Source organism: Pseudomonas sp. NPDC090233 (assembly GCF_044772285.1).
Taxonomy (GTDB): Bacteria; Pseudomonadota; Gammaproteobacteria; order Pseudomonadales; family Pseudomonadaceae; genus Aquipseudomonas.
The window spans coordinates 265583-280243 of record NZ_JBIVYQ010000005.1; the positions used below are offsets into that span (position 1 = coordinate 265583).

Sequence of the window (14661 nt, forward strand, 5' to 3'; positions counted from 1 at the left end):
GCGACGCAACCCCTACTTTGATGAAACTTGAGTGAATAGCGCTCACGGCTTTGCAGGCCCGAGCAACTGTTCCTTGAACGGAAGATCAGCTGGAGCGCTGATCATCCCACTGGACATCCACTGGCTGGAGAAACCCAGAATCAGGTTTTTGGACCAGTCAGCTACCAATAGAAATTGTGGTATCAGGCGAGATTCCTGCCACCAGGGATCCTGTTGCACCGGGCCCAGGCTGAGCAGGCCGATGGCCACCACCACAAGCAAGCCTCCGCGCGCGGCGCCGAAGGCCATGCCGAGAAAACGATCGGTGCCGGAAAGCCCGGTAACACGGATCAGCTCGCCGACCAGGAAATTGACCATCGCCCCCACCAGCAAGGTGGCGACGAACAGAATCGCGCAACCGGCGATGATGCGCATCGACGGGGTCTGGATATAGCTTTCAAGGTACACCGAGAGCGACCCGCCGAACATCCAGGCGACCGCACCGGCAATGATCCAGATGAGCAGGGACAAGGCTTCCTTGACGAAGCCGCGCTTGAGACTGATCAGTGTGGAAACGGCGATGATCGCGATGATCGCCCAATCAACCCAGGTAAATGCCACGGTGCTGCCTGCAGACGTTTGAGGCGGCGCATTTTACCAGAGCGGCGGGCTGTGGGTAAGCAGAATGTCAGGTCGTTTGGCAGCGCCTTTATTACGGCGCGGCCCCGCTCCCACAGGCTTTTCGTGGACTCGGAAGTCAAGAAAAGCGCATTGGAGCGATGCCTCTCAAGCGTCAGCCGCGCTCAGGCTGGAAGCGCACCACGAAACCTTTCAGATTCTGCTTGCGATTGATCGCATCGCGCACGCGCTCGGCCTCGGCCCGCTCGATCAACGGCCCGACATAAACCCGGTTCATGCCACCGGCCGAACGGATGTAAGCGTTGTAACCCTGGCTACGCAGCGTATTCTGCAAGCTTTCGGCACCCGCGCGATTGGAAAGGCTGGCCAACTGGATCGACCAGCTCACCGGCAGGCCGTTGACATCGACCTTCGACGGCGCGGTCGCCGTGGCCGCAGGGGCTGGCGCTGGCGTTGCAGCCTTGGGTGCTGGGGTCGGCACCGGCGTCTGGGCCTTGGGTTGCACCTGGGTCTGCGGCGAGGGCGTAATCGGTTGGCTCGGCGTGGTTGCCGGCGCGGTGGATTCATTGACCACCACAGGCGGCTGCTGTGGCTCTTCCGGCAGCGGTTGCGGCTCGGGCACCGTAACCGGCTCCACCTTGACTTCAGGCAGCGTCGGCATTGCCGGGGCCTGCGGGGCTTCGACGCGCACCTGGCGCATCTCGTCCTCGCGGGTGAACAGCATCGGCAGGAAGATCACCGCCAGCGCCACCAGCACCAACGCACCCACCATGCGCTGCTTCATCCCTTTGTCCAGCACTGCCATCTACTCACCCCTCCAGGGCCTGGCGCCCCAGCCATTCCAGGGCCTCGGCGACACAGAAAAACGAACCGAACAGCAGGATCTGGTCATCCGCCGTCGCCTGCGCGCACTGCCCTTCGAGGGCGGCGTCGACACTGGCATAAGACTTCACCGCAAGCCCGCGGTTCGTCAAGGCGCCAGCAAGGTCGGCGGCCGGACGGCTGCGGGGCGACTGCAACGGGGTGACCGCCCAATCATCGACCAGGCCCTGCAAGGGTTCGAGGACACCTTCGAGGTCTTTGTCGGCCAGCAATCCGAAGACAGCCAAGCGCCGGCCCTTGAGCGGTCGCGCTGACAGGCGACGCGCCAGGTACTCAGCTGCATGGGGGTTATGACCCACATCCAGCAGCAGTTCCACCCGCTTGCCGTGCCAATTGACGGTACGACGATCCAGGCGCCCGGTGATACGGGTAGCGAGCAGCGCCTGGCGGATCTGCCCGGCATCCCAGGGCAGATCCATCAGCAGGTAGGCCTGCAGGGCCAGGGCGGCGTTCTCCATTGGCAGGTCGAGCAGCGGCAGGTCGCGCAACTCTAGCTGTTCGCCGTTGACCGTGGTGCCACGCCAGTGCCAGCCACGCGCGTCGCTGGTCAAATCGAAATCTCGGCCTCGCAGGAACAAAGGCGCCGCCAATTCACGGGCCTTGTCCAGCAATGGCTGAGGTGGATCCAGGTCACCGCACAGTGCCGGCTTGCCCTGGCGGAAGATGCCGGCTTTCTCGAAAGCCACCATCTCACGGGTATCGCCCAGGTAATCGACATGATCGACTCCGATACTGGTGACCAGCGCCAAGTCGGCATCGACCACGTTCACCGTATCCAGGCGACCACCCAGCCCCACTTCGAGCACCACGGCATCGAGCTCAGACTGATAGAACAGCCAGAACGCCGCCAGGGTACCCATCTCGAAGTAGGTCAGCGAAATTTCGCCCCGCGCCGCTTCGACGGCGGCGAAGGCTTCGCACAGACGCTCATCGCTGGCCTCATGGCCGTCGATCAGCACCCGTTCGTTGTAGCGCAGCAGGTGTGGCGAGCTGTATACGCCAACCTTGAGCCCCTGGGCACGCAGCAGTGACGCCACGAACGCGCAGGTCGAGCCTTTGCCGTTGGTGCCGGTGACCGTCACCACACGGGGTGCCAGCTTGCCTAGCGCCAGCCGGGCAAGCACCTGTTGCGAACGTTCCAGCCCCATGTCGATCGCCGACGGGTGCAGGTGTTCGAGGTAGGCGAGCCACTCGCCCAGGGTTCGTTGTTTCATCACGCGACCGCGTCGACCTCACGAGCCTGCGCAGGGGTTTCCTGACCGGTCATCTGCGCCAGCAGGCGGGCCAGACGTGGACGCAGATCGCCACGCGAAATGATCAGGTCGATGGCGCCGTGCTCCAACAGGAACTCGCTGCGCTGGAAGCCTTCCGGCAGTTTTTCACGCACGGTCTGCTCGATCACGCGCGGGCCAGCGAAGCCGATCAGCGCCTTAGGCTCACCGACGATGACGTCGCCAAGCATTGCCAGGCTGGCGGAAACGCCGCCGTAGACCGGGTCGGTCAGCACCGAGATGAACGGAATGCCTTCTTCACGCAGGCGCGCCAGCACGGCCGAGGTCTTGGCCATCTGCATCAGCGAGATCAGCGCTTCCTGCATGCGCGCACCACCGGAGGCCGAGAAGCAGATCATCGGGCAGCGGTTTTCCAGGGCGTAGTTGGCAGCACGAACGAAACGCTCACCGACGATGGCACCCATCGAGCCACCCATGAACGAGAACTCGAAGGCGCTGACCACGATCGGCATGCCCATCAGGGTGCCGCTCATGGAGATCAGGGCGTCTTTCTCGCCGGTCTGCTTCTGCGCACCGGTCAGGCGGTCCTTGTACTTCTTGCCGTCACGGAACTTCAGGCGATCGACTGGCTCCAGGTCGGCGCCCAGTTCGGCACGGCCTTCGGCGTCGAGGAAGATGTCAATGCGCGCACGGGCGCCGATGCGCATGTGGTGGTTGCACTTGGGGCAGACATCCAGGGTTTTTTCCAGCTCCGGACGATACAGCACGGCCTCGCAGGCTGGGCACTTGTGCCACAGGCCTTCTGGCACCGAGCTCTTCTTCACCTCGGAACGCATGATCGAAGGGATCAGTTTGTCGACTAACCAGTTGCTCATGCTTTATTTCTCCAGTATTGGCGGGCGGGGACCGGTCTGGCCGGCCATGCCCTGCCCTTTGAGCTCAATGTCTTCTATGAAACGATGACGGCTCGGCCACAGGGGCTGCCTGCGCGCCGCGCCGCCTTCAATATGTGCTTTGGCCGCCCGGCATGCCGGCAGCCACCCCGCAGGGCTGCGATAGCTATGGACGATGGCGCGCAGCCAGCCGTCACATCTGGCATCACGCCTGTTTGACCGCGCGCATGAACGCTTCGATTTTCGCGGCGTCCTTGATGCCTTTTGCCTGCTCGACGCCACCACTGACATCCACCGCGTAAGGCTTGACCTGCGCGATGGCCTGGCCAACGTTATCAGCAGACAACCCGCCAGCGAGAATGATCGGCTTGCTCAGCCGTGCCGGCACCAGCGACCAGTCGAACGCCTCGCCGGTCCCCCCCGGGACGCCGGCAACGTAGGTATCGAGCAGGATGCCACGGGCGCCGGAATAAAGCCGGCAAGCTGCCTCGATATCGTCCCCCGGACGCACCCGCAGCGCCTTGATCCAGGGCTTGTGATAGCCCTCGCAATCGGCCGGGGTTTCGTCGCCGTGGAACTGTAGCAGGTCCAGCGGCACCACCTCGAGGATCTCGTTGAGTTCGCAGCGCGAGGCGTTGACGAACAGGCCCACCGTGGTCACGAATGGCGGCAGCTCGGCGATGATCGCTCGCGCCTGGCGCACGTCAACGGCACGCGGGCTCTTGGCGTAGAACACGAAGCCGATGGCATCAGCCCCCGCTTCCACGGCGGCCAGTGCGTCTTCGATACGGGTAATCCCGCAGATCTTGCTGCGAACGTTGCTCATGGACTGCAAACCCTGAGAAATCCCTGAAAGGCCCGATGGTAGCAAAAGCCTTTTCACCCGTCAGTCGGCCAACGCTTCGTAGCCGGTGAGAAAGTGTGGGCCAATGTAACGTTGTGGCAGCTCAAAGGCTTCCGGGTACTCCACCTGCACCAGGTACAGGCCATACGGATGCGCCGTGACGCCGCCTTCGCGGCGGTTGCGCCCTTCCAGCACCTCACGGGCCCAGCTCGCCGGCCGCTCGCCGGCACCGATGGTCATCAGCACCCCGGCGATGTTGCGCACCATGTGGTGCAGGAACGCGGTGGCGCGCACGTCCAGCACGATCATCTGGCCATGCCGGGTCACGCGCAGATGATGGATGTGCTTGATCGGCGATTTGGCCTGACACTGGCTGGCGCGGAACGCGCTGAAGTCGTGGGTGCCGAGCAGGTACTGCGCGGCCTCGGCCATGCGCTCGACATCCAGTGGGCGGTGGTTCCAGGTCACTTCCTCAGCCAAGTGAGCCGGGCGGATCGGGTCGTTGTAGATCACGTAGCGATAGCGCCGGGCGGTGGCCTTGAAGCGGGCATGAAAGTCCGCCGGCATTGGCCGCGACCAGACCACGCTGATGTCGTGGGGCAGGTTGAAGTTGGTGCCCAAGGTCCAGGCGCGCTCATCGCGGACGGCCTGGGTATCGAAATGCACGATCTGCCCGCAGCCGTGCACGCCGGCATCGGTGCGCCCGGCGCAAACCACGCTGATCGGTTCGTTGGCGACTTTCGACAGGGCTTGTTCCAGCGCCTGCTGGACGCTGGGCACGCCGCTGGCCTGGCGCTGCCAACCGCGGTAGCGCGAGCCTTTGTATTCCACGCCCAGGGCGATGCGGGTGAAGCCTGCGGCGGCCGATTCGGTGTCGATGATGTCCAAGCGCGTGAAACCTGTGGGGTAATTCGGAATGGCGGGGAGTATAACGACAACGGCAGCCTTGTTGGGCTGCCGTTGGTTCTACCGCGACCTGGATCAGACCAGGCGCGAGAGCATCTCCTCGGCTTCGGAGCGCTGGGTGTCGTCGCCATCCTTGACCACTTCGTCGAGGATGTCGCGGGCGCCCTGGTGGTCGCCCATGTCGATGTAGGCACGCGCCAGGTCGAGCTTGGTGGCCACTTCGTCGCTGCCGGAGAAGAAGTCGAAGTCCAGATCGTCCAGCGGCTCCGGCTCCAGCGCGGCATCTGCTGCGGTGAAGTGCGGCTCCAACGAGGGCGATTCGAGGTTCTGCGACAACTTGTCGAGTTCGGCGTTGACGTCGCTCAGCTCCGAGGCAAAGTTCTTGGCGGCTGGCGACTGGTCGTCCAGCGACAGTGACAGGTCGAAGTCTTCCGGCAGCTCAAGCTCGGAAATCGGGTCGAACTCGGGGATCGAATCGAACGCAGCGAGCTCCGCAGCGACGTCCACCGGCGCTTCATCGGCCGCCTCGGGGAGGCTCGGCTCACCGATATCCAGGTCGAAGTCGGCGAGGTCGTCGACGCTTTGCGGCTCGGCCTGAGCCTGCGCCAGCAACGCTTCGAAATCGTCATCGGCATCGGTTTGAGGCTCGGCGTCAGGTACGGCCGGCTCCACCTCTTCCTGCAGCTCCGCCAGGGCTGCGTCATCCAGCACCGGCGGTTCGAGGTCGTTCAGCGGCAAATCGTCATCGAGGCTCAGGTCAAAGGCGCTGTCGAGGTCGCTGTCATCGACAGCAGGCTCCGGCTCAGGTGCCACGAGCGGCTCCGGGTCAACCTCGGCTACCGCTTCGGGCGCTGGCTCCGCCTCAGGCTCAGGCTCGACCGCTTCCGGCGTTTGCGGCTGATCCTGCAGCAGGTCCTGCACATATTGCTCATCCAGCTCCGCAGCCAATGCCGCAGCCCCCAGGCCCACCGCAGCGGCGCCCAGCATGGCCGGATAGCGCTCTTTGAGCCCACTCACCTGCGCGATGTTGTCGTCGCTGCCAGGCAGCTTGCGCTCCTGCTCCACAAAGGCGCTGTGATCGCCCTGACGGGCATAGACTTCCATCAATTTCAGGCGCAGACCGTCATGCTCCGGCTGCGCCGCGACGGCCGTTTCCAGCAGGTCGGCAGCATGGTTCAGGCGCCCACGGGCCAGGCTCTGATCGACTTCGGCCAACAGTTCGGAGTTCGGATCCACGACAAGCGTCGATTCCTCGACCGGGGTTGGCGCAACAGGTTTCTCCGCCGCTACGGCCGCCGCTGCCGATGCCGCAACCACGGCCGGCGACAGGGTTACGCTCGGCGCAGAAACCTCCAGTTCATCGAAGCTGCTCGGTGGCAGGTCGAGATCGGGATTGCGCTCGCCTTCTTCGGACAGCGCACGCGCCATGCGCAGATGTTTTTCGGCCTCTTGCTGAGCCTTGCGCTTGCGCGCCAGCAGCCACAGCAGCAGCACGAGCACAAGGAATGCCGACCCCGCGATCAGGCCCAGCATGACGGGATTGGCCAGCAGCTCATCCAGCGCGCTCGGCTGTTCGGCGGCCGGTGCAGTTTCGGCAGCCGGCGGTGTTTCAGGTGCGGTGTCGACAGCTGCAGGCGCCGGGGTCACGACTGGCTCGGCGGGCGGTACCTGGGCATTGTCCGCAGGCTGCGCCGGGGCCGCTTCGCCAGGCAAGCTCGCGACAGGCGCAGTATCGGTAGCGGCGCCCTGTGCTTCCAGACGGGCCAGCTGGTCGTTCTTCAGCTGGATCAACTTCTGCAGCTTGTCCAGCTGGCTCTGCAGGTCGGTCATCCGGCTTTTCAGTTCGTCGTTGTCACGACGGCTGGTGTCGAGGCTTTCCTGGGCCACGGCCAGCTTGTCGTTGATCGCCTTGGCGCCAGCGCCAGCCTGGTTGCCGGGGCTGACCAGGCGCAGGTTGTCACCCTGGGCGATACGCTCCGGCGCCGCATCGGCGGAGCCACGGCGAGTGGCGTCCAACTGCCGGGCTCGCGGCCCCAGGCGTCGGCCTTCACGCCAGGCCGCGTATTGCTCGGCCACTTCACGATTCGCCTCGCCCTGGGGGATGCTTTGTACCTGCTGCTGATCGGGCAGGCGCAACACCTGGCCGATTTTCAACTGGTTGATGTTATTGCCGATGAAGGCGTCCGGGTTCAGCGCCTGGATGGCAATCATGGTCTGTTGCACAGAGCCGCCACCCTGAGTATTGCGCGCGGCGATCTGCCACAAAGTGTCGCGGCGCTTGGTGGTGTAGCTGCCAGCGCTGCTGGTAGCCGGGGTGACGTTGGCTGCGGCTGGCTGCTCGCCCTGGGCCTTGGCCTGATCGAGCAAAACACTGTAGTCACGCAGCAGACGGCCCTGGGGCCACATCACCTGGACCAGGAACTTGACCACCGTGCCGGGCAGCGGCTGGCTGGAGGTAACCCGCAGCACGCTCTTGCCGTTGGGGTTGATCACCGGGGTGAAGGTGAGGTCCTCAAGGTAGGTGGGGTACGCCACGCCAGCCTTGCTGAACTCTTCTGGCGGCGCCAGGCTCGGCGCCACTTCTGCTGCGGAGAGGTCGCGCACATCGAGCAATTCGATCTCGGCGTCCAGCGGCTGGTTCTGCGCCGACTTGAGCGTCAGCTCACCCAACCCCAGGGCATTCGCCATGCCAGACGACAGCGCCGACGCTGCCGCCACGGCCAAAACCAGTTTGCGAATTCGAAGCATGACCTCTTCCCTTGTATGAATCGTCCCAAAACCGCGTGCGGTGTAGGACAAAAGTGCTCGTCAGTATCTTTTACGCCATGTGTTTAATCAACAATTGCGCCACCTGCACGGCGTTGAGCGCGGCGCCCTTGCGCAGGTTGTCGGTGGTCAGCCACAGGTTGAGCTGCTGGTCTTCATCGACACCATGACGTACACGACCAACATAGACCACGTCTTGGCCGACTGCGTCACCTACCGGGGTTGGATAATCATCGCATTCAACCAGTTCGACGCTGTCAGCGATCTCCAGCGCCTTATTAACCGCCTCCAGATCGACCGAATTGCGGCTCTGCACCGCCACACTGAAGCTATCGCCGAAAAACACCGGGACTTGAATGCAGCTCACGGAAATCTTCAGCTCAGGCTGCCCCAGCAGCCCACGCAGCTCACGGACAAGACGCTGCTCCAAACCCGTGTGGCCCTGCTCGTCGACACTGCCGACCTGAGCAAGCACATTGAAGGCCACCTGGCGATCGAAGAAACGCGGCTCCAACGGACGAGCGTTGAGCAATTCGGCCGTTTGCCGGGCCAGTTCGCTGACCGCTTCGCGGCCTTGGGCAGAGACCGCCAGGGCGGCCATCACCTGCACCCGGTCGATGTCCAGCAGGCCTTTGAGCGGCGCCAGCGCGACGGCAAGGGCCACCGCTGCAGAGCTGGGGCTGGACAGACGCGCTGGCAGCTTGAGGTTCGCGATGCTATTGGCATTGGCTTCCGGCACTACGGCAACCGCGTCATCCAGGCCGCCGGACAGGTCGATGACATTGCAACCGGCCTGCTGCGCCTTGCTCGCGAAACTGCGGCTGACGGCAGGGCTGGCAGCGAAGAAAGCCAGTTTTACCTGGGCGAAGTCGAAACTGTCGACTTCACGGACTTTGATCTTCTTGCCCACGAACATCACGCTGCTGCCTGCCGACTCCATGCTGGCCAACAGGTGCAGGGTGCCGACCGGGAAACTCAGTTCTTCGAGAATCTGTACGAGGGTTTCACCGACACTACCGGTGGCGCCTACGACGGCGATGTCCAGGGGTTGGGTCATGGAGGGGGTCCTTTTGCTGAAACGGCGGGGGGCGGCACTTTACTTGGATTGTAGGTGTTTGTCTGTGCTGGCCTCTTCGCGGCTAAAGCCGCTCCCACTGGGATGCACTTTCCAGTGGGAGCGGCTTTAGCCGCGAAGAGGCCGGCACAGGCATAAAAAAAACCCGCACTGTCACCAGTACGGGTTTTCGGTCAGACCGAGTAGCGATCAACGCTCCAGCAGGATCCGCAGCATGCGCCGCAGCGGTTCGGCAGCACCCCACAGCAGCTGGTCGCCGACGGTGAATGCGCCCAGATACTGAGAGCCCATGTTCAGCTTGCGCAGACGACCCACCGGAATGTTCAGGGTACCGGTGACGTTGGTCGGGCTCAGCTCCTGCATGCTGATCTCACGCTGATTCGGCACCAGCTTCACCCAAGGGTTGTGCTGGCTGATCATGCCTTCGATATCGGCCAGCGGTACGTCTTTGTTCAGCTTGATGGTCAGTGCCTGGCTGTGGCAGCGCATGGCGCCAATGCGCACGCAGATGCCATCGACCGGGATCGGGCTCTTGAAGCGACCGAGGATCTTGTTGGTTTCGGCCTGGGCCTTCCACTCTTCGCGGCTCTGGCCGTTCGGCAGTTCCTTGTCGATCCACGGGATCAGGCTACCGGCCAGCGGAACGCCGAAGTTCTCGGTCGGGTAGGCTTCGCTGCGCATGGCCTCGGCGACCTTGCGGTCGATGTCGAGGATGGCGGCGGCCGGGTTGGCCAGATCGTCAGCCACGGCAGCGTGGGTTGCGCCCATCTGCTTGATCAACTCGCGCATGTTCTGCGCGCCGGCACCGGAGGCCGCCTGGTAGGTCATGGCGCTCATCCACTCGACCAGGCCGGCTTCGAACAGGCCGCCCAGGCCCATCAGCATCAGGCTGACGGTGCAGTTGCCGCCGATGTAGTTCTTGGTACCGGCATCGAGCTGCTGGTCGATCACCTTGCGGTTGACCGGGTCGAGCACGATCACGGCATCGTCCTGCATGCGCAGCGACGAGGCGGCGTCGATCCAGTAACCCTGCCAGCCTGCTTCACGCAGCTTGGGGAAGACCTCGTTGGTGTAGTCGCCGCCCTGGCAGGTCAGGATCACGTCGAGGGTCTTGAGTTCTTCAATCGAATACGCGTCCTTGAGCGGCGCAATATCCTTGCCCACGTTCGGGCCCTGGCCACCGACATTGGAGGTGGTGAAGAACACCGGCTCGATAAGGTCGAAGTCCTGCTCCTCCAGCATCCGCTGCATGAGCACGGAACCGACCATACCGCGCCAACCGATCAGACCTACACGTTTCATCGCAACTACACCTTTGCTAAAAGTGGGCCGCCACCGACCAAAAACGGTGGCGGGCCAGAGAGATTACAGATTCCGCAGCGCTGCGACTACTGCGTCGCCCATTTCCTGCGTGCCTACTTTGGTGCAACCTTGCGAGAAGATGTCGCCAGTGCGCAGGCCCTGGTCCAGCACCTCGCTCACAGCCTGCTCGATCGCCTCGGCGGCGGCTGTCTGATTGAAGCTGTAGCGCAGCATCATCGACACCGACAGGATGGTCGCCAGCGGGTTGGCGATGCCCTGCCCGGCAATGTCCGGCGCCGAGCCATGGCAAGGCTCGTACATGCCCTTGTTGTCGGCATCCAGCGACGCCGAAGGCAGCATGCCGATGGAACCGGTGAGCATGGAAGCTTCATCCGACAGGATGTCACCGAACATGTTGTCGGTGACCACCACGTCGAATTGCTTGGGTGCGCGCACCAGCTGCATGGCGGCGTTGTCGACGTACATGTGGCTCAGCTCGACGTCCGGGTAGTCCTTGGCGACCTCCTCGACCACTTCGCGCCACAGCTGGCTGGAGGCCAGGACGTTGGCTTTATCCACCGAGCACAACTTCTTGCCACGCACACGGGCCATGTCGAAGCCGACACGGGCGATGCGGCGCACTTCGCTTTCGCTGTACGGCAGGGTGTCGTAAGCCTGGCGCTCGCCGCCTTGCAGTTCGCGCTGGCCACGCGGCGCACCGAAGTAGATGCCGCCAGTCAGCTCACGGACGATGAGGATATCCAGACCCGAGACGATTTCCGGCTTCAGCGACGAGGCATCGGCCAGTTGCGGGTAGAGGATGGCCGGGCGCAGGTTGGCGAACAGGCCCAACTGCGAACGGATTTTCAGCAGGCCGCGCTCCGGGCGGATATCACGCTCGATCTTGTCCCACTTCGGGCCGCCCACGGCACCCAGCAGCACGGCATCGGCCTTGCGTGCACGCTCCAGGGTCTCGTCGGCCAGCGGCACGCCGTGCTTGTCGATGGCCGCGCCGCCGATCACGTCGTGTTCGAGATTCAAATCGAGCTGGAACTTGTCATTGGCCAGCGCCAGCACCTTGACCGCCTCGGCCATGATTTCCGGACCAATGCCATCACCTGGGAGAATCAGAATCTGCTTGCTCATGCTTTCCTCTATCCATTCAAGCGGTGTGGCCCGTTCGGCCGCACCGAAAAAAACTCAGCGCTCGGCCCACAGCACGATGACATCAGTGCTGAACGAGCCATCGGTTTCGATCTGGTAATACTGCCGCACTTCTTCGCCCATCGCTTGCTGCAATTGGCGGATCGCCACCCGCAGTGGCTCGGGTGTGCGCATGCGCTCGACCCACGAATTCCACTCCAGGCGCAGGCGCTGACGGGTATGGCTGCGGGCATGCAGGCCGGCCTCGCTGACCTGACGCTGCCATTCGGCGGCAGAATAATCGCGCACATGACTGGTGTCGCGCAGCACTTCGACCGTTTGCAAATAGGTATCGAGCAACGGGCTGCCAGGCGACATCACGTCGATGAACGCCGCCACGCCGCCCGGTTTCAGCACCCGGCGCACTTCGCGCAGGGCCACGCCCAGGTCGCTCCAGTGGTGCGCCGAATAACGGCTGAAGACGAAATCGAACGAAGCATCGGCGAACGGCAGGCGCTCGGCGGCGCCGCGCTCGGTGGTGATATTGCCCAGACCGCGCTCGGCAGCGGCGCTGGCGACGACGTCGAGCATCGATTGCGACAGGTCGTAGGCGACCACCTGCGCCACCAGGGGCGCGACGTGGAAGCTGACATGACCGGCGCCGCAACCCAGGTCCAGCACACGCGCCGCACCCTGCCCCGCCAGCTCGGCCTGCAGCAGGGCGAATTCGCTGCCCTGGGCGTGCACGGCGCTGCTGAGGTAGGCACTGGCCTGCTCGCCAAACTGGCGTTGGACCACGTCGGTGTGGGTGGTGCTGGTCATGTAGTCGATCCTTGTTTCATGGGGTGCCGATCCGCGAAAGGGACGCAAGGGTTACATCATTCAGGCGTCTCGAAACAGCCAAGGCTGCGCCGCACGGTGCTTGCCCTCGAACGCCTTGATGGCCTCATCGTCCTGCAACGTCAGGCCAATATCGTCGAGGCCGTTGAGCAGGCAGTGCTTGCGGAACGCATCGATTTCGAAATGCAACACCTTGCCGTCCGGGCGGGTCACCGCCTGCGCCTGCAGGTCGATGGTCAGCTGATAGCCGGGGTTGGCTTCTACCTGCTTGAACAACTCATCGACTTCCTCATCGCTCAGGATGATCGGCAACAGGCCGTTCTTGAAGCTGTTGTTGAAGAAGATGTCGGCAAAGCTCGGCGCGATCACGCTGCGGAAGCCATATTCGTCCAGCGCCCATGGGGCATGCTCACGGCTCGAACCACAGCCAAAGTTTTCCCGCGCCAACAGCACGCTGGCACCCTGGTAACGCGCGTGGTTGAGCACGAACTCCTCGTTCAGGGGGCGCTTGCTGTTGTCCTGGTAGGGCTGGCCCACATCCAGGTAACGCCACTCGTCGAACAGGTTGGGGCCAAAGCCGGTGCGTTTGATCGACTTGAGAAACTGCTTGGGAATGATCTGGTCGGTGTCGACGTTGGCACGGTCCAATGGCGCGACGAGGCCGGTGTGCTGGGTAAAGGCTTTCATGCTGCGCTCCCTTGGATCAACTCGCGGACATCGATGAAGTGGCCGGTCACTGCGGCAGCGGCGGCCATGGCCGGGCTGACCAGGTGGGTACGGCCACCGGCGCCCTGACGGCCTTCGAAGTTGCGGTTGGAAGTGGACGCGCAGTGCTCGCCGCTTTCCAGGCGGTCCGGGTTCATCGCCAGGCACATCGAGCAGCCCGGCTCACGCCATTCAAAACCAGCTTCAAGGAAGATCTTGTCCAAACCTTCACGCTCAGCCTGCGCCTTGACCAGGCCAGAGCCCGGCACGACGATGGCTTGTTTGACGGTAGCGGCAACCTTGCGACCCTTGGCGATTTCTGCCGCAGCGCGCAGGTCTTCGATCCGCGAGTTGGTGCAGGAGCCGATAAACACGCGGTCCAGGTGGATGTCGGTGATTGCCTGATTGGCGCTCAGGCCCATGTACTTCAAGGCGCGCTCAATGGAACCACGCTTGACCAGGTCGGCCTCGGCGGCCGGATCCGGCACACGCTGGTCGACGGCCAGGACCATCTCCGGCGAAGTGCCCCAGCTGACCTGCGGCTTGATGTCGGCCGCGTCGAGCTCGACCACGGTGTCGAACACCGCATCGGCATCGGAAACCAGGTCTTTCCACGACTCGACCGCACGCTCCCACTGCTCGCCTTTGGGCGCGTAAGGACGGCCTTCGACGTAGGCAACGGTGGTGGCATCGGTCGCAACCAGGCCCACCCGGGCACCGGCTTCGATGGACATGTTGCAGATGGTCATGCGGCCTTCCATGGACAGCTCGCGGATGGCACTGCCCGCGAACTCCATGGCGTGGCCGTTGCCACCGGCGGTGCCGATCTTGCCGATCACGGCCAGCACGATGTCCTTGGCGGTGACGCCGGCAGGCAATTTGCCTTCGACGCGCACCAGCATGTTCTTCATCTTCTTGGCGACCAGGCACTGGGTGGCGAGCACGTGCTCGACCTCGGAGGTGCCGATGCCGTGGGCCAGGGCACCGAAGGCGCCGTGGGTGGAGGTGTGCGAGTCGCCGCAGACCACGGTCATGCCGGGCAAGGTGGCGCCCTGCTCCGGGCTGATGACGTGAACGATGCCCTGGCGAACGTCATTCATCTTGAATTCGACGATGCCGTATTCGTCACAGTTCTCATCGAGGGTCTGCACCTGGAGGCGCGACACCTGGTCGACGATGGCGTCGATACCGCCCTTGCGTTCCGGCGTGGTCGGCACGTTGTGGTCGGGGGTGGCGATGTTGGCATCGATGCGCCATGGCTTGCGGTTGGCCAGGCGCAGGCCTTCGAAGGCCTGGGGCGACGTCACTTCATGAATGATATGGCGGTCGATGTAGATCAAGGACGAGCCGTCATCACGGCGCTTGACCTCATGGGCTTCCCAGAGTTTGTCGTAGAGCGTTTTGCCAGCCATCAGACTGTTCCTCATCAGCGTCTTTCTATGCCAAAGACCCCTT

13 protein-coding genes are annotated in these 14661 nt (G+C 63.5%); all 13 read right to left on the reverse strand.

Features of this window, described 5'->3' with window-relative positions; all coding sequences use genetic code 11:
* Positions 1-42: 42 nt before the first annotated feature.
* Positions 43-600 carry a CvpA family protein gene (locus ACIQUF_RS15760; RefSeq protein WP_400799088.1) on the reverse strand — a complete coding sequence of 186 codons (558 nt, stop codon included), beginning with the start codon at positions 598-600 and terminating at the stop codon, positions 43-45.
* A 172-nt stretch (positions 601-772) separates the two neighbouring features.
* On the reverse strand, positions 773-1423 hold the full coding sequence (locus ACIQUF_RS15765; RefSeq protein ID WP_403132958.1) for an SPOR domain-containing protein: 651 nt from the start codon (positions 1421-1423) through the stop codon (positions 773-775).
* A gap of 4 nt (positions 1424-1427) precedes the next feature.
* Positions 1428-2714 carry a bifunctional tetrahydrofolate synthase/dihydrofolate synthase gene (gene folC, locus ACIQUF_RS15770; protein WP_403132960.1) on the reverse strand — a complete coding sequence of 429 codons (1287 nt, stop codon included), beginning with the start codon at positions 2712-2714 and terminating at the stop codon, positions 1428-1430.
* Entirely contained in the window at positions 2714-3607 is an 894-nt protein-coding gene (gene accD, locus ACIQUF_RS15775; protein WP_403132962.1) for an acetyl-CoA carboxylase, carboxyltransferase subunit beta, read from the reverse strand. The genes folC and accD overlap by 1 nt, the downstream gene beginning before the upstream one ends.
* 223 nt (positions 3608-3830) lie before the next feature.
* Positions 3831-4451 carry a phosphoribosylanthranilate isomerase gene (locus ACIQUF_RS15780; protein ID WP_403132963.1) on the reverse strand — a complete coding sequence of 207 codons (621 nt, stop codon included), beginning with the start codon at positions 4449-4451 and terminating at the stop codon, positions 3831-3833.
* A 60-nt stretch (positions 4452-4511) separates the two neighbouring features.
* Entirely contained in the window at positions 4512-5357 is an 846-nt protein-coding gene (truA, locus tag ACIQUF_RS15785) for a tRNA pseudouridine(38-40) synthase TruA (RefSeq protein WP_403132964.1), read from the reverse strand.
* Positions 5358-5450: 93 nt separating this feature from the next.
* Positions 5451-8123 carry a FimV/HubP family polar landmark protein gene (locus tag ACIQUF_RS15790; protein ID WP_403132967.1) on the reverse strand — a complete coding sequence of 891 codons (2673 nt, stop codon included), beginning with the start codon at positions 8121-8123 and terminating at the stop codon, positions 5451-5453.
* Positions 8124-8193: 70 nt separating this feature from the next.
* On the reverse strand, positions 8194-9198 hold the full coding sequence (locus tag ACIQUF_RS15795) for an aspartate-semialdehyde dehydrogenase (RefSeq protein WP_403132969.1): 1005 nt from the start codon (positions 9196-9198) through the stop codon (positions 8194-8196).
* Positions 9199-9405: 207 nt separating this feature from the next.
* Complete coding sequence (gene asd / locus ACIQUF_RS15800; RefSeq protein WP_401073583.1) at positions 9406-10518, reverse strand: aspartate-semialdehyde dehydrogenase; 1113 nt, start codon at positions 10516-10518, stop codon at positions 9406-9408.
* Positions 10519-10581: 63 nt separating this feature from the next.
* The gene (gene leuB, locus ACIQUF_RS15805) at positions 10582-11664 is read right to left on the reverse strand and encodes a 3-isopropylmalate dehydrogenase (RefSeq protein ID WP_403132972.1); all 1083 of its coding nucleotides are present in this window, start codon (positions 11662-11664) and stop codon (positions 10582-10584) included.
* A 54-nt stretch (positions 11665-11718) separates the two neighbouring features.
* On the reverse strand, positions 11719-12483 hold the full coding sequence (locus tag ACIQUF_RS15810; RefSeq protein WP_403132975.1) for a class I SAM-dependent methyltransferase: 765 nt from the start codon (positions 12481-12483) through the stop codon (positions 11719-11721).
* Positions 12484-12543: 60 nt separating this feature from the next.
* A complete protein-coding gene (gene leuD, locus ACIQUF_RS15815; protein ID WP_403132977.1) occupies positions 12544-13188 on the reverse strand; it encodes a 3-isopropylmalate dehydratase small subunit in 645 nt (214 codons plus the stop codon).
* Complete coding sequence (gene leuC, locus ACIQUF_RS15820; RefSeq protein ID WP_400799055.1) at positions 13185-14618, reverse strand: 3-isopropylmalate dehydratase large subunit; 1434 nt, start codon at positions 14616-14618, stop codon at positions 13185-13187. Before leuC ends, leuD begins: the two co-directional genes overlap by 4 nt.
* Between the last annotated feature and the right edge of the window lie 43 nt (positions 14619-14661).